Raw genomic sequence first — 17,157 nt, forward strand, 5'->3', positions numbered from 1 at the left:
TCACCGGTTTGGGCATTACCGCCGTCGAGCTGATGCCGGTGCACCACCACGCCTACGATCGCCATCTGGTCGAACGGGGCCTGAGCAACTACTGGGGCTACAACACGCTCGCCTACCTGGCGCCGGACCTCCGCTACTCGTCGGCGCGCACCCCGCTCGACTCGGTGCGTGAGTTCAAGATGATGGTCCGGGCCCTGCATGCCGCCGGCCTCGAGGTCATCCTCGACGTGGTCTACAACCACACCGCCGAGGGCAACCAACTCGGGCCGACGCTGTCCATGCGCGGCATCGACAACGAGGCGTACTACCGGCTCGTCGAGGACGACCGGCGCTACTACATGGACTACACCGGCACCGGGAACTCGATGAACGTGCGCAACCCGCACACGTTGCAGCTCATCATGGACTCGCTGCGATACTGGGTCACCGAGATGCGGGTGGACGGGTTCCGGTTCGACCTCGCGGCCACCCTGGCCCGCGAATTCTACGACGTGGACCGGCTTTCCGCGTTCTTCGACATTGTCCAGCAGGACCCGGTGATCAGCCAGGTCAAGCTGATCGCCGAGCCGTGGGACGTCGGCCCGGGCGGCTACCAGGTCGGCAACTTCCCTCCACTGTGGACGGAGTGGAACGGCAAGTACCGCGACACGGTACGCGACTTCTGGCGCGGTGAGCCCGCCACGCTCGGCGAGTTCGCCTCCCGGATCACCGGCTCGTCCGACCTCTACCAGAACGACGGGCGCAGGCCGTTCGCGTCGATCAACTTCGTCACCGCGCACGACGGCTTCACCCTCAACGACCTGGTGTCCTACAACGAGAAGCACAACGAGGCCAACGGCGAGGACAACCGTGACGGAGCGGACGACAACCGCTCGTGGAACTGCGGCGTCGAGGGCCGGACCGACGACGCGGACGTGCTCGCGCTGCGCGCCCGGCAGCGGCGCAACATGATCGCCACCATCCTGCTGTCCCAGGGCGTGCCGATGCTGCTGCACGGCGACGAGTTCGGCCGCACCCAGCAGGGCAACCACACCGCCTACTGCCAGGACACCGAACTGTCCTGGGTGGACTGGTCGCTGGCCGAGGCCAACGCCGAGCTGACCGAGTTCACCGCGGGCGTGGTGGCGCTGCGCCGCGACCACCCGGTGTTCCGGCGCAGGCGGTTCTTCGCGGGCAGGCCCATCCGGCGCGGCGACGAGCTGCGCGACATCGCCTGGTTCACCCCGGCGGGCCAAGAGATGTCCGACGAGGACTGGGAATCCGGCTTCGGCCGGTGCATCGTCACGTTCCTCAACGGCGAGGGCATCCCCGACCTCGACCAGCGCGGCGACCGGGTCACCGACGACTCGTTCCTGCTGTGCTTCAACGCCCACCACGAGGACATCGAGGTCACCGTGCCGGACGGCGACTACGGTGCCGAGTGGACAGTGGTGCTCGACACGGCGACCGGCGAGGTCTCGCAGGCGGCGGGCGCCACGTACTCCGGGAAGGAAATCCTGGCGCTGACCTCGCGCTCGCTGATCGTGCTGCGCCGGACCGGGACCGAGTGATGAGCGCGCCGACGTCCACCTACCGGCTGCAACTGCGGCCGGACTTCGGCTTCGCGCAAGCCGCCGACCAGGCCGACTACCTGGCCGCGCTGGGGGTCGGCGCGCTGTACTCGTCGCCGATCCTGACCCCGACGCCCGGCTCGGCGCACGGCTACGACGTGGTCGACCCGACCAGGGCGAACCCGGAGCTGGGTGGCGAGGACGGCCGGAAGGCTTTGGTGGCACGGCTTCGCGCGGTCGGGCTGGGCCTGGTGGTGGACATCGTGCCCAACCACATGGCGGTCGAGCGGCCCTCGGCGAACCCGTGGTGGTGGGACGTGCTCACGCACGGGCCGGACTCGGCCTTCGCGCGGTACTTCGACATCGAGTCCTTCCCGGTGACGATCCCCGTCCTCGGGTCCGATGAGGACAGTGCGGAACTGGTCGTGCGCGACGGAAAGCTGTGCTACTTCGAGCACGAGTTCCCGCTCGCGCCCGGCACCGGCGACGGCGACCCGCGCGCGGTGCACGAGCGCCAGCACTACCGGCTGATCGACTGGCGCCGAGCGGGCGCCGAGCTGAACTACCGGCGGTTCTTCGACGTCAGCACGCTCGCGGGGGTGCGGGTCGAGGACCCCGAGGTGTTCACGGCCACGCACGCCGAGGTGCTGCGCTGGGTGGCCGACGGCGATGTGCTGGGCCTGCGGGTCGACCACCCGGACGGGCTCGCCGATCCGGGCGGCTACGCGCGCACGCTCGCGGCGCGGGCGGGCTGCTGGATCGTGGTGGAGAAGATCCTGGAGGCGGGCGAGACATTGCCCGCGTCCTGGCCGGTCGCGGGCACCACCGGCTACGACGCGCTGCGCGAGGTGTGCGGGGTGTTCATCGACCCGGCGGGCGCGGCGCCGTTCACCGCGTTGGCCCACTCCCTTGGTGTGCCAACGGATTTCGCGGCCGTGCGGGACGAGTGCAGGCAGCTCGTCACCGGCACCTCGCTGGCCGCCGAGGTGCGCAGGATCGCCGCTCTGATGTCCGATGTGGACACTGAGCAGGCGCAGCGCGCGGTGGCCGAGCTGATGGTGGCCTTCCCGGTGTACCGGTCGTATCTGCCGGAAGGCGAGGCGCACTGGGCGGCGGCGGTGGCCCGGGTTCGCTTGGCGTGGCCCGAACTGGCGGACGCGGTCGACGCGCTCGACCGACAGGTGCTGGCCGACCCGGACGGCGAACTGGCCACCCGCGTCCAGCAGACCTCCGGCATGGTGGTCGCGAAGGGCACCGAGGACACCGCGTTCTACCGCTGCACGCGGTTCGTAGCGCTCAACGAGGTCGGCGGCACCCCCGACCGCTTCGGCGTCGGCGTCGAGGAGTTCCACGCCGCGCAGGCCGCGCGGGCGGCGGACTTTCCGGCGTCGATGACCGCACTGTCCACACACGACACCAAGCGGTCCGAGGATGTGCGCGCCCGGCTGGCCGTGCTGGCCGAGATTCCCGACGAGTTCACCGCCGCGGTACGCCGATGGACCGAGCGCCGCGGCCTGCCCGAACCGACCCTGAACCTGCTGGCCTGGCAGACGATCCTGGGCGCGTGGCCGATCGACGCGGACCGGCTGGCCGACTACCTGGACAAGGCGGCCAAGGAAGCCAAGCTGCGCACCACCTGGGTGGACCGCGACGCGGCGTTCGAGGCGGCGGTGCGCGCGTGGCCCGGCGAGGTGCTGGCCGACGCGGACCTCGCCGCCGAGGTGGCCGCGTTCGCCGCGCGGATCACCCCGCCGGGCTGGTCGAACGCGCTGGGCCAGAAGCTGCTCCAGCTCGCGGGCCCGGGTGTGCCGGATGTGTACCAGGGCACCGAATTGTGGGATCTGTCCCTTGTGGACCCGGACAACCGCAGGCCGGTCGACTTCGCGGCGCGCCGGGCGCTGCTCGCCCGACTCGACCAGGGCTGGCGGCCCCCGGTGGACGAGACCGGGGCGGCGAAGCTGCACGTGGTCCGCACCGTCCTGCGGCTGCGCCGCGACCGGCCCGACCTGTTCACCTGCTACCGTCCCGTGATCGCCACCGGCACCTCGGCCGCGCACGTGGTGGCCTTCGAGCGCACGGACCTGATCGCGGTGGCCACCAGGCTCCCCATTGGACTGTCTACTTGGGACAACACATGGCTGGACCTGCCCGCGGGCCGCTGGACCGACCAGCTCACCGGCCGCACGACCGACGGCTACCTCGCCGACCTGCTCGCGGAGTACCCTGTCGCTCTCCTGCTGCGAGGTGGGCAATGAACCTGGAACAGTTCGCCGTCTGGGCGCCGCACCGGTCCCGGGTGCGCCTGGCCACCGGCTCCCGCCACCACGAGATGACCCGCGACGAGCACGGCTGGTGGCACGTCCGGGTGCCCGGCGCGGGCGCGGGCTCCGACTACGCCTTCCTGCTCGACCAGGACGAGACCCCACTGCCGGACCCGCGGTCGGCCTGGCAGCCCGAAGGCGTGCACGGCCCGTCGCGGCGCTACGAGCACCGCGCGTTCGAATGGACCGACTCGGCGTGGACCGGCCGGGCGCTGGCGGGCAGCGTGCTCTACGAACTGCACATCGGCACGTTCACCGAGGACGGCACGTTCAACGCCGCGATCGACCACCTCGACCACCTGGTCGAACTCGGTGTCGACCTGGTGGAAGTGTTGCCGGTCAACGCGTTCGACGGCACCGCGGGCTGGGGCTACGACGGTGTGCTGTGGGGCGCGGTGCACCAGCCCTACGGCGGTCCGACGGCGTTCAAGCAGTTCGTCGACGCCTGCCACGCGCGCGGCCTCGGCGTCGTGCTCGACGTCGTCTACAACCACCTCGGCCCGTCCGGGGCCTACCTGGACCGGTTCGGGCCGTACTTCGCCGGGAAGAACCAGTGGGGCCCGACGCTCAATCTCGACGGGCCGGACTCCGACGAGGTGCGCCGCTACGTGCTCGACAACGCGCTCGGCTGGTTCCGCGAGTTCCATGTGGACGGTCTGCGGCTCGACGCGGTGCACGCGCTGGTCGACACCCGGGCCACCCACCTGTTGGAGGAACTGGCCGTCGAGGTCGACGTACTGGCGACGGCGCTGGGCAGACCGCTGTCGCTGATCGCCGAGTCCGACCTCAACGACCCCCGACACGTCACCCCGCGCGCGGGCGGCGGCTACGGCCTCGACGCCCAGTGGTGCGACGACGTCCACCACGCCGTCCACGTCGCGCTGACCGGCGAGACTTCGGGCTATTACACCGATTTCGCCGCGCCGGGCGCGCTGGAGACGACGCTGCGCTCGGCGTTCTTCCACGCGGGCACGTGGTCGTCGTTCCGCGCGCGGACGCACGGCAGGCCGGTGGACACCCGAATCGTGCCGGGCCACCGGTTCCTGGCCTACCTGCAGAACCACGACCAGATCGGCAACCGCGCCGCGGGCGACCGGCTCACCGCCACCGTGCCGGTCGCGCGGATGCTGTGCGGGGCGGCGATCGTGCTGTGCTCGCCGTACACCCCGATGCTGTTCATGGGCGAGGAGTGGGCGGCGACCACGCCCTGGCAGTTCTTCGCGTCCTTCCCGGACCCCGACCTCGCCGACGCCGTCCGCACCGGCCGACGCCGCGAGTTCGCCGAACACGGCTGGGGCGAGGCCAATGTGCCCGACCCGATGGACCCGGCCACGGTGCTGCGCTCGGTGCTGCAATGGGGCGAGTTGGCCGATCCCGCCCACCGAGCGGTGTTCGACACCTACCGCGACCTGATCGCCCTGCGCCGCGCCCACCCGGAACTGAGCGACCCCCGCCTGGACCGATTCCTGGTCGAACCGGCCGCGGGCGCGCTGATCCTGCACCGCGGCACGCTCCGGGTGGCGGTGAACCTGAGCGAAAACGAGACGGCCGTTCCTGTCACCGCACGCACCCGACTACTCGCCACCGACGGCGTCCGCTTCGATGACGACACACTTCACTTGCCGCCCAATGCTTTCGCCGTCGTCGGCAGCACGTCGATGAACGCCGTCAAAGTCGCGTTCACCACCGCCTGACTACTCCACCGAACGACGGTACCGAACCTCGCGACGTGGGCCCGGCATGCCGAACCGGCGAATCAGGAAGGTGATCGCGGCACCGATCAGCAGCCACACGATCGCGGCGGTGCCGTAGTTCAGCAGCACGGCGATCTTGGCCGAGTCCGGGGTGAACAACCCGTCGAAACCGAGCGAGATAGCGCCCGAGAATCCCTCCACAAAGGACGCGAACCCGTTGGCCGGGTTGGCGTCGGCCAGCGTCAGGATGATCTGCGCGACCAGTACCACCGCGAACAGCGCGCAGACGAAGGTGATCGCCGAGCACACCATGCGAATGGTGCGCACCCGGCTGGCGTGGCTGTCTTCGACGCGCTCGTGGACGACCTCCTCCCCGGCAGGCGCCACGTACGCGGGGTCGCGGTACGCGGGGTCCTGCCCGGGGATCGCTCTGGTCCGCTGCGGGTCGGGCTCTGGATACGTCATGAATTCATGGTCGCACCACCCGACACCACCCGCTTGACAAGCGGGTCAGGCGGCGGGGTAGCGCTCCTGCAGCCGGTCCAGCGTCGCGCGGATGCCCTTGAGGTTCTTCGCCGGGAACCGCACCAGCTCCAGCAGCACGCCGATGCGCGCGGTGGACCAGTCGAAGGTCTCGGTGACCTCGGTGCGCCCGTCGCCGAGGTCGTGGAGCTGCCAGCGCCAGCGGTGGCCGTAGAAGTGCCGCCACGCGATGAGCCGGTCCTCCTCGAACTCCACCACGGTGTTGCGGATCTTGTACGGCAGGCCCAACTTCATGTCCATGCCGAATCGCGCGCCCAGCTCCAGCCTGCGCGGGCCGGTGCCGCGCGCGGCTCGCACGGTGCCCGAGCCGTCGATCAGCGGGTGTTTGGCCGGGTCGGCCAGCAGCGCGAAGATCTCCGCGGGCGGCGCCGCGACGACCCGGGTGTCCGAGACCTGACGGGATGACATGGCACCACGCTAGTTCAGGTCCGCGGCGGACACCGCCAAGTCGAGATGCGCGGTGTCGTTGAACCGCCGCAGGTGCCAGGCGGGCCCGTCGACGACCACCTGGGAGATCGATCCGTTGTCCGCGCCGAGGAACGCGAACGGCATCGCCGCGCTGGCCAGCGCGAACACCTGCGCGATGACCCCGCCGTGGGTGAACACCGCGACCCGCTGCCCGGGGTGCGCCGCCGCGACCCGCTCCACCCCGGCACGCACGCGGGCGGCGAACCGCTCGGCGGACTCGGCCCCGGGAATGACGTCCCAGCGCTGCTCCCGGCGCATCCGCAGCGCGACCGGGTCGCCCTCGGCGAGCTTGCGGCGGAGCACGCCGCCCTCCCACTCGCCGAGGTGCACCTCGCGCAGGTCGGCCTCCATCCGGGGCGCCAACTCCAGCGCCCTGGCCAGCGGCGCCGCGGTCTGGGCCGTCCGGCGCAGCGTGGTCACATAGACCGCGTCGAGGTGCAGACCGCCGAGCCGGGCCGCGATCCGCTCGGCCTGGTGGCGGCCCTCGGGCGCCAGATCGGGGTCGCCCTGGCCGTCGACCAGCGCGAACGGCACGTCCGGGCGGGCGGGCGCGGACTCGCCGTGCCGGATGAGCAGCAGTTCGGTGGAGCCCGGCGGCGGAGTGAACCGGACCTGGCGGTATTCGGGGGTCGACACGGACCACAGCAGACCGTCCCGCCTGCCGGTTCGTCAACCGGGGTCGGATTAACGGTCGGTATCCCGCACACTGATGCCCGACACCAGGAGGGCACATGTCGATCGGATCCCGGTCCAGCACTGTTGACGACGTCCTGCGCCGCAGTGCGCTGCGCACCCCCGGGCGGGTCGCGTTGCGGTTCGCGGACCGGACATGGACCTATCGCGAACTGGACGACGCCGTCAGCCGCGCCGCAGCAATGTTGCTCGACCTGGGGCTGGCAGCGGGCGACCGGGTCGCCGCCTACGGCAAGAACTCCGACGCGTTCCTGCTGTCGTTCCTGGGCTGCGCGCGGGCCGGGCTGGTGCACGTGCCGGTCAACTACAACCTCACCGGCGAGGAACTCTCCTACCTGCTCACGCAGTCCGGCAGCAAGGTCGTGCTGGCCGACCCGGCGCTGGTCGGGGAGGTGTCCGGGGTCGACGTGGTGCCGCTGCGCGACGCGGACGGGTCACTGCTGGCGCGGTCGAGCGCGGGGCCGGTGCCCGTGATCGAGGTGGCCGTTGCCGACGACGACCTGGTCCAGCTCCTCTACACCTCGGGCACCACGTCGCGGCCGAAGGGCGCGATGATGACCCATCGCGCGCTGGTGCACGAGTACGTGTCCTGCATCGTTGCGCTGGAGTACACCGCCGCCGACGACCCGCTGCATTGCATGCCGCTGTACCACTCGGCGGGGATGCACGTGTTCCTGATGCCGTACCTGGCGGTCGGTGCGACGAACCTGCTCATGGAGGCGCCGGACATCCCCGAGGTGCTGCGGCGCGTCGAGGCCGACCGGGCGGGCGCGCTGTTCCTGGCGCCGACGGTGTGGGTGCCGCTGTCCAACCACCCGGACTTCCCCCAGCGCGACCTGTCCTCGCTGCGCAAGGCGTTCTACGGGGCGTCGATCATGCCGCAGCCGGTGCTGGCTCGGCTACGCGAAGCGTTGCCGGGACTGGGTTTCTACAACTGCTTCGGCCAGTCCGAGATCGGTCCACTCGCGACAGTGCTGGGCCCGGACGAGCACGACAAGCGCCCGGAGTCGTGCGGCCGTACGGCACTGTTCGTGGAGCTGCGGGTGGTGGACGCCGAGGGGAACGACGTCCCGCCGGGCGAACTGGGCGAGGTCGTCTACCGGTCGCCGCAGCTCTGCACGGGCTACTGGGACAAGCCCGAGGAGACCGCCGAAGCCTTCCGCGACGGCTGGTTCCACTCCGGCGATCTGGTCCGCGCCGACGCCGAGGGCTACATCACCGTGGTCGACCGGATCAAGGATGTGATCAACACCGGTGGCGTCCTGGTGGCGTCCCGCGAGGTCGAGGACGCGCTCTACACCCACCCCGCGGTCGCCGAGGCCGCCGTCATCGCGCTGCCCGACCCGCGGTGGATCGAGGCGATCACCGCGGTCGTGGTCACCAAGGCCGAGGTCACCCCCGAGGAGTTGATCGCCCACGTCCGCGGGCAGTTGGCGGGCTTCAAGGTGCCCAAGGCCGTGCACATCGTGGATGACTTGCCGCGCAACGGTTCCGGCAAACTCCTCAAGCGCGTCCTGCGGGATCGGTTGAGCTAGGCCCGGTCAGGAGTTGGCGCATGCTCTCCCGCAGCCCGGCATCGGGCTCGTCGTCGACCGCGTGCCGCAGGGCGGCCTGGACGTCGGGGAGCCACGCGGCGGGACCCCAGCCGGTGAGCGTCTTGACGGCCATGATCCGGTTGCGCACCACCGGACACCGCAGCGACGCCAACACCAGCGGCACGCCCTGGCCGGGGAACTCGCGCAGCCCGGTGACCACGGTGTCCAGCGCCGCGTGCGCCGACCAGCGCGGGCCGAGCCCGGTGACGTCGGCGGGCCCGGTCGACAACTCGGCCAGCGGCGGGGTGTCCTCGGCGAGGCGCAGGATCGCGGGCAGCCGCTCGTCGGTGGCCTGGGCCATCAGGCCGAACCAGCCCGCCTCGGTGCCGCGTACTCGGCGCAACCAGGCGTCGAAGGTATCGATGCCGAGCACGCCCGCGGCGTAGGCGGCAGCGTGGAAGTCCTTGTCGTCAGCGGACTCCAGGCCCGCGGCGACCAGGTTCCTCCACAGTGGACGGGCCAGCAGATCGAGACAACGGCGCACGAGCGCGTCGTGCAGGGCGAGGTCCCAGCCGCGCTGGTAGCGGTGTGCCCAGCCGTCATCGGCGAGAAACCGCTCTACGCGCGCGACGCAGCCGAAGTGGTGCACCGTGTCGGCCCGCCGCTCCAGGTGCCCGACGAGCAGCCGCACGGCGAGCGGGGCGTCGGGGTAGTCGTCGATGTCCTCGGCGGGGCCGCCCTCGATGAGCGCGCTGACGATGTCGCAGGCGGCGGCCAGCAGTTCGCCGTCGATGTCGTCGGCGGCCAACGCGTCGACCAGCCCGCCGACCGTCGCCGCCTGGTGCGCCAGGTACTCGTCCATCACGGAGTTGCGGAAACCGCCGCGCAGCAACCAGTCCCGCACCTGTGGGCTCGCGGTGCGGTCGAACCGCTCGACCACGCCGATGCGGCCCCAGCCCCGCACGCCGCGGGCCAGGCTCAGCAGCACGGGCTCCGCCGCGGGATGGGTGTTCCGAATCGCGACGGCCGCGAAGAGGGTGAACTCCTCGTGTCTACCCACCCGCAGCAGCAACTCGGCGTCGGCGGGCGCGTCACCGAGACCCAGCAGCGCGATCCCGAACTTCACCGGCTCGCGGTGGCGGGCCTCGGTGACCAGGCGGGTGCCCAGCGCGTGCAAGCCGTCGGCGGGCAACCCCGCGGCACGGACACCGCGCAGCACGTCGTCCAGACGCGCCAACACTTCCCCGGCACACAACGCGTCGTAGAGCGCGGCGTACCCGGCGTCGCGGACCGCGGCCTCGACCAGGTCGGGCAGGTCACTCGCGCCGTCGTCGCCGCGCGCCATGTGGTGCCCCAGCGCGCCGTCGCGTGCGCCGGACGCCCAACGCACCCGGTCGTCGGCCGGGTCTTCGTCGGGCAGCGTGTCGCCGCCGGGCAGCAGCCCGCACCCACCGGGATCGAGGTGGGCGACGATGTGGTCGTAGATCGCTGGAGTCACCAACCCATTGTCGCGCGCGCATCCGCAACGAACACCCCGGCCGCGTTTCCGTTGTCGTTGTTCCGATTGCGCGGATAAGGACCAGCCTCAGCGCAGTGTCTTGATCAGGGTCTCGAACTCCAGGTCGTCGCGGAGGGGGAGGCCGAAGCGTTCGTCGCCGTAGTGGAACGGCGAGCGCTGCCCGGTGCGGCGGTAGCCGCGGCGGACGTACCAGGCGATGAGGTCGGCGCGCGCGGTGAGCACCTTCATGTGCAGCTCGGCCAGGCCCCAGTCGTCGCGGATGACGCGTTCGGCTTCGGCGAGGGTGGCGCGACCGATGCCCGCGCCCTGGCCGCCGGGGGTGACGGCGAACAGGCCGAAGTACCCGGTGCCGTCCTCGTCGGCGAGCTGGCAGCAGGCCACCAGCTCCCCGTCCCGCTCGACCGCCAGCAACACGGTCTTGGGCGCGCCGATGATCGCCGCGACACCGTCCGGGTCCGTCCGCTGGCCCGCCAGCAGATCGGCCTCGGTCGTCCACCCGACCCGGCTTGCCTCGCCGCGATAAGCGGACTCGATGAGCGCGACCAACGCGGACACATCGGCGTTGGTCGCCTCGCGAAACGTCAGCATGCCGACGACTCTAGGGCTCAGCCCAGGGTCTGCCACCAGGGCTCCACCGCGGGGGGATCGTCCACGTCGATCCGTTGCCCCGGCCGCGGGATGGCCAGCGGCACGTCGCGGGCCTTGGCCTCGGCCCAGACGCGGTCGGCAGGCTCGGTCCAGCCGTGCAGGGACAGGGTGAACGTGGCCCAGTGCACCGGCACGAGCAGCCCGCCGCGGACGTCGAGGTGGGCGGCGACGCCCTCCTCCGGGGTCATGTGGATGTCGGGCCACCCGTCGCCGTAGGCACCTACCTGGATCAGGGTGGCGTCGAACGGGCCGTGCTCGGCGCCGATCTCGGCGTAGCCGTCGAAGTAGCCGGAATCGCCGGTGTAGAACACTTTGCGCGTCGGCCCGGCGATGACCCACGACGTCCACAGTGTCCCGTCGCGGGTGAACAGCCTGCCGGAGAAGTGCTGCGCGGCCGTGGCCACCAGCCGCACGCCCGCGACCTCGGCGCTCTCCGACCAGTCCAGCTCGATGATCCGGTCGGCGGGCACCTTCCACCGCTCCAGGTGCGCGCCCACGCCGAGCGGCACCACGAACGGCGCCGACTGGGTGCGCACGAGCGTCCGCACGGTCGCCATGTCGAGGTGGTCGTAGTGGTCGTGCGAGATGACGATCGCGTCGACCCGGGGCAGCGCGTCGAGCGGTTGGGGCGGGGCGTGCAGCCTGCGCGGGCCGACCAGTCGGGACGGTGACGCCCGCTCGCTCCACACCGGATCGAACAGCACCCGCGCGCCGTCGATCTCGACCAGCGTGGTGGCGTGGCCGTACCAGGTCAGGTGCAGCCCGTCCGCGGTCGGCGGCGCGGGCACGGCCAGCGGGATCGGGCCTGCGGGCGTGCGGCGCTGCTCACCGAACAGCAGTTGGCGGGCGACGTCGCGGCCGGTGCCGGGCGGCAGGGTCCTGGTGCTCGCGCGGTTGCGGAACGCGCCGTCGCGGAACTGCGGCGAGCGCTGGACGCGGTCGGCGCGGTCGCCGCGCGCCGTGCCGCCCAGCGCGGCGGGCACGTCGCGGACCGCCCACGCCGCCGCGGCGGCCAAGCCCAGGGCGGCGAGGACTCGAATGGGTCTCATGGCTCGATGGTGCCTGCGCGTTTCTGTGGATGTCCTCAGCTAGGGCGCTTTCGTACCCCTTCGATGACCGCCCACCCGCCCGCGACCACCACGACCAGCCCGATGGCGAGCCACAGCCGCGAGCCGGACATGAAGCTGCCGCCGATCACCCCGAACCCCTGCAGGGTCCAGACGCCGCCGATGAGCAGGCCCACCACACCGAGCACGACCAACCACGTCCGCACAGCCACCTCCGTCACGGAAAGCACAAGCATGGGGCCGCGCTGTGGTCACCGCCAACCCGACAGGCGCAGCCGCATGGCCCGCCGGGCGACCAGGCCGGGCCGGGGTGAGCGCACGGACACCTTGCGCAGGTGCGCGGGGTCTACCCGCAGACTCTCCGGCGCCCGGTACTCGTCGTCCGGCGCGTCCGGGTGTTCGGGGGGCGGCAGGTCCAGGATGGCGCGCAGCGCCCAGCGCGCGTGACCCTGGTACGACCACACGACCGTCGCGGCGGCGAAGACGTCCCAGTCGCGGTGCTGCCGGGAGCGGGCCGCGGTGACGTCGTGCGCGTCCTTGATCACCACGTAGTCGACGTGGCTCTCCCAGGCATAGGTGGCCACGATTGCCTCGGGCCGTTCGGCGCCGCCGCACAGGTACACAGTGAAGCCGTCCGCGACCACCGCGCGGAGAAGACCGTCGATCTCACTCAGGTCGGCTGAGCGAGATATCTCGCAGGGCTGGCTCATCGTGTTCACCCGAATGGCCGGTATCATCCACCGCTGAATGTCCACGGGTGATGACAGATTGTGCTCGTGCCCTCTGTGTACCTCACCCGATTGCCGGATGGGGTCACAATCCCGCCACCGACACGAACGGGCCGTTACCAGATTTGTGTCATTCATTTGGGTGTCACCTACTCGTGACCAAACCGCGATCTGGCAACTATGCGTGGATACCCAGGTGAATCGGCCCCCAAGTAGGTGACTAGTCTCGCGACTCATCAACGTCAGCGGCTCGTGGGGAGTCGGGGCTGCGGACAGCTTCGTGCGTCTTCAGATGAGGAGAGTCCCTTGGTCAACACCCGGTCCCGCGACGGCCTTCGGTCCGCCGGGCGCCTGATCGTCACCGCCGCCCTCGCCGCCACCGCGATGGCGGCCTTCGCGGGCACCGCGAGCGCGCACACGCCCAACCTGAAAGCGGAGTGCAAGGCGGGCAAGACCACGCTGTCGGTCGGCCTGGCGAGCTACAACGCCACCAAGGACAACACCGTGAAGGTCACCGACGGGGACAAGGTCCTCGTCGACACCAAGTTCGGCACCGACTTCGCCAAGAAGTGGGAGCTGCCCGCCGACGTCGACTACAAGTTCACCGTCACCGTGACGGCGTGGGACGACCCGAAGGCCGAGAAGGGCTGGTCCTTCGAGGAAGTCCTGCCGGTCAAGGCGTGCGTGACGCCGCCGACCACCACGACCACCACGACCGTGGCGCCGACCACGACCGTGGCACCCACCACGACGCCCCCGGCGACCACAACCACGACCCAGCCGCCGGTCACCACCACCACGGCCGCCGTCGCGGACGACGACGAGCTGGCCGACACCGGCGCCAGCGTCACGCTGCCGCTGGCGCTGGGCGGACTGCTGCTGCTCGGCGGCACCGCCGCGCTGGTCATCGTGCGCCGCCGCAACCGCGCGTAGTCCGACACCGTCCGACACGAGGCCGCCGGGGTCGATCCGATCCCGGCGGCCACGCTGTCTAACGAATCGGCGCCTGCACCGGCCGGCCTATCGCCTCGAACACCAGCAGCGTGTTCACCGAGACGATCTCTGGCCTGCTCAGCAGCCGGGCGATCAGCAGTTGCTGCAGGTGGCCGGTGTCCGGCACGGCGACCTGCACCAGGTAGTCGTCCGGCCCCGAGACGTGCAGCAGCGACACCGTCTCGGGCTGGTCCAGCACGTAGCCCTTGAACGCCTCCACGATCTGCTGGCGGTGCGGGCGCACCCGCACGGACAGCAGCGCGCTGACCGGCCTGCCCAGCGCGGGCAGGCTCACCGCGGCGTGGAAGCCGGTGAGCACGCCGCGCCTGCGCAGTGATCGCACCCGCTCCAGCGCGGTGGACGGCGCGACGCCGACGATCTCGGCCAGGTCCTTGTTCGGCAGTCGCGCGTCCTGCTGCAACTCACGCAGGATCGCCACATCGATCGAATCCAGTTCGGCTGAAAGTGCCATCGTCGGTGTCCACTTCGGTTCGGCCCAGTTCGGCCGAATCTAGCGGTGGGCGTCTTTGATGGCGTACTCCAGGTCGGCCCGCAGGTCGTCCGGGTGCTCCAGGCCCACCGACAGTCGCAGCACCGCCGCGTGCGGCTTGGCCTCGGCCGCGACCGGGCGGTGGGTCAGCGACGCCGGGTGCTGGATCAGCGTGTCGACCCCGCCGAGGGACACCGCGTGGGTGATCAGCCGGACCGCCTCGACGGTGCGCGCCGCGGCCGCGTAGCCGCCCGCGACCGCGACCGCGATCATGGCGCCCGGGCCGGACATCTGCCGCCCGACCAACTCCCCCGCCGGGAAGTGCACGCGCTCGACGTGCGGCAGCCCGGCCAGCCACGCGGCGATCTCGACCGCGCTCGCCTGCTGGGCGAGCACCCGGACCGGCAGCGTCTGCAGGCCGCGGTGCAGCAGGTACGCGGCGAGCGGGTGCAGCAGGCCGCCGGTCACCGCGCGCACCCGGCGCAGCTTCGCGGCCCACTCGGCCGAGCAGGCCACCACGCCGCCCAGCACGTCGCCGTGCCCGCCGAGGTACTTCGTCGCCGAGTGCAGCACCAGGGTCGCGCCGTGCTCGACGGGCCGCTGCAGGACCGGCGTGGCGAAGGTGTTGTCGACGATCACCGGCACGTCGCCCGCCGCCAGGCAGGCCGCCCGCAGGTCGACCAGGTCCAGGGTCGGGTTCGCGGGCGTCTCCACCAGCACCAGCCCGGTGTCGGGCCGCAGCGCGGCGGCGATGCCGTCCGGCTCGGCCCAGGTGACCTCGGTGCCGAGCAGGCCGGTGGCGAGCAGGTGGTCCGAGCCGCCGTAGACCGGCCGCACCGCCACGACGTGCGGCTTGCCCTCGCCGACGGTCGCGATGAGACACGCGGTCAGCGCGGCCATGCCGGAGCCGAACGCCACGGCCTGCTCGGCCCGTTCGAGTTGGGCGAGCGCGTCCTCGAAACGGGCCACGGTCGGATTCCACAGCCGCTGGTAGACCAGGCCGCCGTCCGCGGGCGGGAGGCCGCCGAGCGCCAGCGCCTCGTACGCCGCGCCGCCGGATTCCACACTGGGCACCGGATTCGTCGTCGACAGGTCGATGGGCGGCACGTGCGCGCCCGCGAGGTTGTCGCGGCCCGCGTGCACGGCCAGCGTGGCGAAGCGGCTCATCGCATGCTCCTTTACGTCCGGGTGCGCACAGAATGACCGCCGATTCGCCCCCGCGGACGGCACGCGAAACCGCCGCCGCGAAACCCGGCCCGCGACCGTCACCGATTCGGCGGACGCGGCGCGAACGGGTGCCGCGCCGAACAGGATTCGCCGCCGCCCGGGCGGTCGGTGATGATCGACGCACCAAGTCGTGGAGGCCCCGTGTCGGAAACCTGCGTGTTCTGTCGGATCGCGGCGGGCGAACTGCCCGCGACGGTGGTGCACGATGACGCCCGGTCGATCGCCTTCCTCGACCACCGGCCGCTCTTCCACGGCCACACCCTGCTGGTGCCCAAGATCCACGTGGCCGTGCTGAGCGAGCTGCCAGCGGACCGCGTCGCCGACTTCTTCACCCTCGCCCAGCGACTGGAGCGGGCGGTGGAGGACGGCCTGGCGGCGGACGGGTCGATGATCCTGATCAACAACGTGATCAGCCAGTCGGTGCCGCACCTGCACCTGCACGTGATCCCCCGCCGCCGCAAGGACGGCCTCCGCTTCTGGCTCGGCCCCCGCCACCCCTACGACGCCGAACACCGCGCCGAGGACTACGCCACCCGCATCCGCGCGTCGTTGGCCGATCAGGGCTGATCGCGCCGGTCATGGCCCCGGCGGCCGTTCGGACGAGTGCGCGAATGGGGGCGACGGCCGCGCATTGGTCGATGTGGTCCCCTGACTGGCCCAGGGATGTCACCCTCGGCGGTCGCGGCGTTCGTATGTTCGAGGGAATCCGCTTGGCCGGTCTATAACTCCGCGGCCGCAGGAGGTACCCACCTAGGTGTGGAAACTGCCGCGCCCTGGCGGGCGCCCGCTCTGGTGGCGGGCGCCGCCGTGGGGTTGCCGTTGGTGGTGGGGGGTGTGTTGGGCTGGCCGACTTGGGCGACCGTGGTGGTGTTCGTGCTCTCGGTCGCGGCCGGGGCGCTGGCCGTCAAGCAGATCCTGTTCGTCCGCGAGCAGCGGCAGTTGCGGTCCGAAGCGGTGCGGGAGAACAGAAAGCCCGCACCGCCGAGGCCGCCGCACGATGAGCACGAGGTGCCGGCGATCCCGGTCGACAGCGCGGAGCCGTACTACCGGTTCATCTTGTCCTGCACCGTTTGTTGGACCTCCGACGCCGCGGCGGCGCGGCACGGGAACCCGCGCGGGTTGGCGGTGCACGCGATCCTGGAGCGGGCCCGGCAGATCACGGTGACCGGATCGCCGACGGATTCCCCTGTGGTGCAGGCCAGGCTGGCCGCCGAGCTGGGGACGATGCTGCCCGACCGGTCGGGCAGCATCGTGGCGTGGGCGGAGGGTGTGGCGCTGAGCGTGCCCGAGGAGGACGCCCGGCGGCTGGCGCGGTTGGCCGAGCTGCGCAAGGAAAAGCAGGTGCTGCACCACGAACGCGACCTGGAGCAGACAGCGCGGACGTATCTCGCCGACGATGTGCTCACCGATCCCGGCAGCGCCGTCGTCTGGTGGCTGGCGCGGCATCCTGAGCAGGTGCGGGAAGCGGCGGCGCTGCTGCCCACGTTCGCGCGACTCTCGGCGGCGGTGACCGACACCGAGATCGCGCCCCAGTACGCCGAGCGGCTCGACGCGCCCGCGCCGGAGCGGCCCACGCTCAGTGCGGTGAACGGGGAACGGGTACGGCTCACCGGTCAGGACGGCGAGCGCAGGCAGCTCACCCGGCCAGAGGAGTCCGATTCGGACAGTCCGGCCTGACGGA

17 protein-coding genes are annotated in these 17,157 nt (G+C 71.5%); 7 read left to right on the top strand and 10 right to left on the bottom strand.

The genetic code is table 11. The annotated features are described in order from the left end of the window. From glgX to treZ, 3 genes are all read left to right on the top strand, one after another. Window positions 1-1,550 (top strand): glycogen debranching protein GlgX (glgX, locus tag ACT4N7_RS16975; protein WP_444829716.1); only part of this gene is annotated, 1,550 nt, incomplete at its 5' end. Continuing rightward, entirely contained in the window at window positions 1,550-3,805 is a 2,256-nt protein-coding gene (treY, locus tag ACT4N7_RS16980; RefSeq protein ID WP_444829717.1) for a malto-oligosyltrehalose synthase, read from the top strand. The genes glgX and treY, both read left to right, overlap by 1 nt. Continuing rightward, window positions 3,802-5,565 carry a malto-oligosyltrehalose trehalohydrolase gene (treZ, locus tag ACT4N7_RS16985; protein ID WP_444829718.1) on the top strand — a complete coding sequence of 588 codons (1,764 nt, stop codon included), beginning with the start codon at window positions 3,802-3,804 and terminating at the stop codon, window positions 5,563-5,565. The genes treY and treZ overlap by 4 nt, the downstream gene beginning before the upstream one ends. Here the strand turns inward: treZ and ACT4N7_RS16990 are convergent, their stop codons facing one another. The 3 genes from ACT4N7_RS16990 to ACT4N7_RS17000 are packed head-to-tail and all read right to left on the bottom strand — an operon-like array spanning window position 5,566 to window position 7,212. Next, window positions 5,566-6,030 (bottom strand): hypothetical protein, encoded by a 465-nt coding sequence (locus ACT4N7_RS16990; RefSeq protein ID WP_444829719.1) that lies wholly within the window; start codon window positions 6,028-6,030, stop codon window positions 5,566-5,568. Between the two features lie 45 nt (window positions 6,031-6,075). After that, entirely contained in the window at window positions 6,076-6,516 is a 441-nt protein-coding gene (locus ACT4N7_RS16995; RefSeq protein ID WP_444829720.1) for an SRPBCC family protein, read from the bottom strand. Window positions 6,517-6,525: 9 nt separating this feature from the next. Continuing rightward, complete coding sequence (locus ACT4N7_RS17000; protein WP_444829721.1) at window positions 6,526-7,212, bottom strand: histidine phosphatase family protein; 687 nt, start codon at window positions 7,210-7,212, stop codon at window positions 6,526-6,528. 95 nt (window positions 7,213-7,307) lie between these two features. On the opposite strand from ACT4N7_RS17000, the gene ACT4N7_RS17005 reads away from it, so the two are divergent. Continuing rightward, on the top strand, window positions 7,308-8,804 hold the full coding sequence (locus ACT4N7_RS17005; RefSeq protein WP_444829722.1) for an acyl-CoA synthetase: 1,497 nt from the start codon (window positions 7,308-7,310) through the stop codon (window positions 8,802-8,804). Here the strand turns inward: ACT4N7_RS17005 and ACT4N7_RS17010 are convergent. From ACT4N7_RS17010 to ACT4N7_RS17030, 5 genes are all read right to left on the bottom strand, one after another. After that, window positions 8,773-10,302 (bottom strand): hypothetical protein, encoded by a 1,530-nt coding sequence (locus ACT4N7_RS17010; RefSeq protein ID WP_444829723.1) that lies wholly within the window; start codon window positions 10,300-10,302, stop codon window positions 8,773-8,775. The genes ACT4N7_RS17005 and ACT4N7_RS17010 overlap by 32 nt on opposite strands. Window positions 10,303-10,389: 87 nt before the next feature. After that, a complete protein-coding gene (locus tag ACT4N7_RS17015) occupies window positions 10,390-10,911 on the bottom strand; it encodes a GNAT family N-acetyltransferase (RefSeq protein WP_444829724.1) in 522 nt (173 codons plus the stop codon). Between the two features lie 17 nt (window positions 10,912-10,928). Further along, entirely contained in the window at window positions 10,929-12,020 is a 1,092-nt protein-coding gene (locus ACT4N7_RS17020; protein WP_444829725.1) for an MBL fold metallo-hydrolase, read from the bottom strand. Window positions 12,021-12,055: 35 nt separating this feature from the next. Further along, complete coding sequence (locus ACT4N7_RS17025; protein WP_444829726.1) at window positions 12,056-12,244, bottom strand: hypothetical protein; 189 nt, start codon at window positions 12,242-12,244, stop codon at window positions 12,056-12,058. Window positions 12,245-12,289: 45 nt separating this feature from the next. Further along, the gene (locus ACT4N7_RS17030; protein ID WP_444829727.1) at window positions 12,290-12,748 is read right to left on the bottom strand and encodes a hypothetical protein; all 459 of its coding nucleotides are present in this window, start codon (window positions 12,746-12,748) and stop codon (window positions 12,290-12,292) included. 324 nt (window positions 12,749-13,072) lie between these two features. Between ACT4N7_RS17030 and ACT4N7_RS17035 the strand changes: the two genes are divergently transcribed. Continuing rightward, window positions 13,073-13,699: an LPXTG cell wall anchor domain-containing protein gene (locus tag ACT4N7_RS17035; protein ID WP_444829728.1), complete on the top strand. Its 627-nt coding sequence runs from the start codon at window positions 13,073-13,075 to the stop codon at window positions 13,697-13,699. Window positions 13,700-13,757: 58 nt separating this feature from the next. Here the strand turns inward: ACT4N7_RS17035 and ACT4N7_RS17040 are convergent, their stop codons facing one another. Continuing rightward, window positions 13,758-14,231: an Lrp/AsnC family transcriptional regulator gene (locus ACT4N7_RS17040; protein ID WP_444829729.1), complete on the bottom strand. Its 474-nt coding sequence runs from the start codon at window positions 14,229-14,231 to the stop codon at window positions 13,758-13,760. Between the two features lie 39 nt (window positions 14,232-14,270). Next, on the bottom strand, window positions 14,271-15,416 hold the full coding sequence (locus ACT4N7_RS17045) for a trans-sulfuration enzyme family protein (protein WP_444829730.1): 1,146 nt from the start codon (window positions 15,414-15,416) through the stop codon (window positions 14,271-14,273). 201 nt (window positions 15,417-15,617) lie between these two features. On the opposite strand from ACT4N7_RS17045, the gene ACT4N7_RS17050 reads away from it, so the two are divergent. Continuing rightward, a complete protein-coding gene (locus ACT4N7_RS17050; protein ID WP_444829731.1) occupies window positions 15,618-16,043 on the top strand; it encodes an HIT family protein in 426 nt (141 codons plus the stop codon). Between the two features lie 189 nt (window positions 16,044-16,232). Continuing rightward, window positions 16,233-17,153 carry a hypothetical protein gene (locus ACT4N7_RS17055; protein ID WP_444829732.1) on the top strand — a complete coding sequence of 307 codons (921 nt, stop codon included), beginning with the start codon at window positions 16,233-16,235 and terminating at the stop codon, window positions 17,151-17,153. The last annotated feature ends 4 nt before the right edge of the window (window positions 17,154-17,157 follow it).

This window comes from Actinokineospora sp. (assembly GCF_052390155.1).
Classification (GTDB): Bacteria; Actinomycetota; Actinomycetes; order Mycobacteriales; family Pseudonocardiaceae; genus Actinokineospora.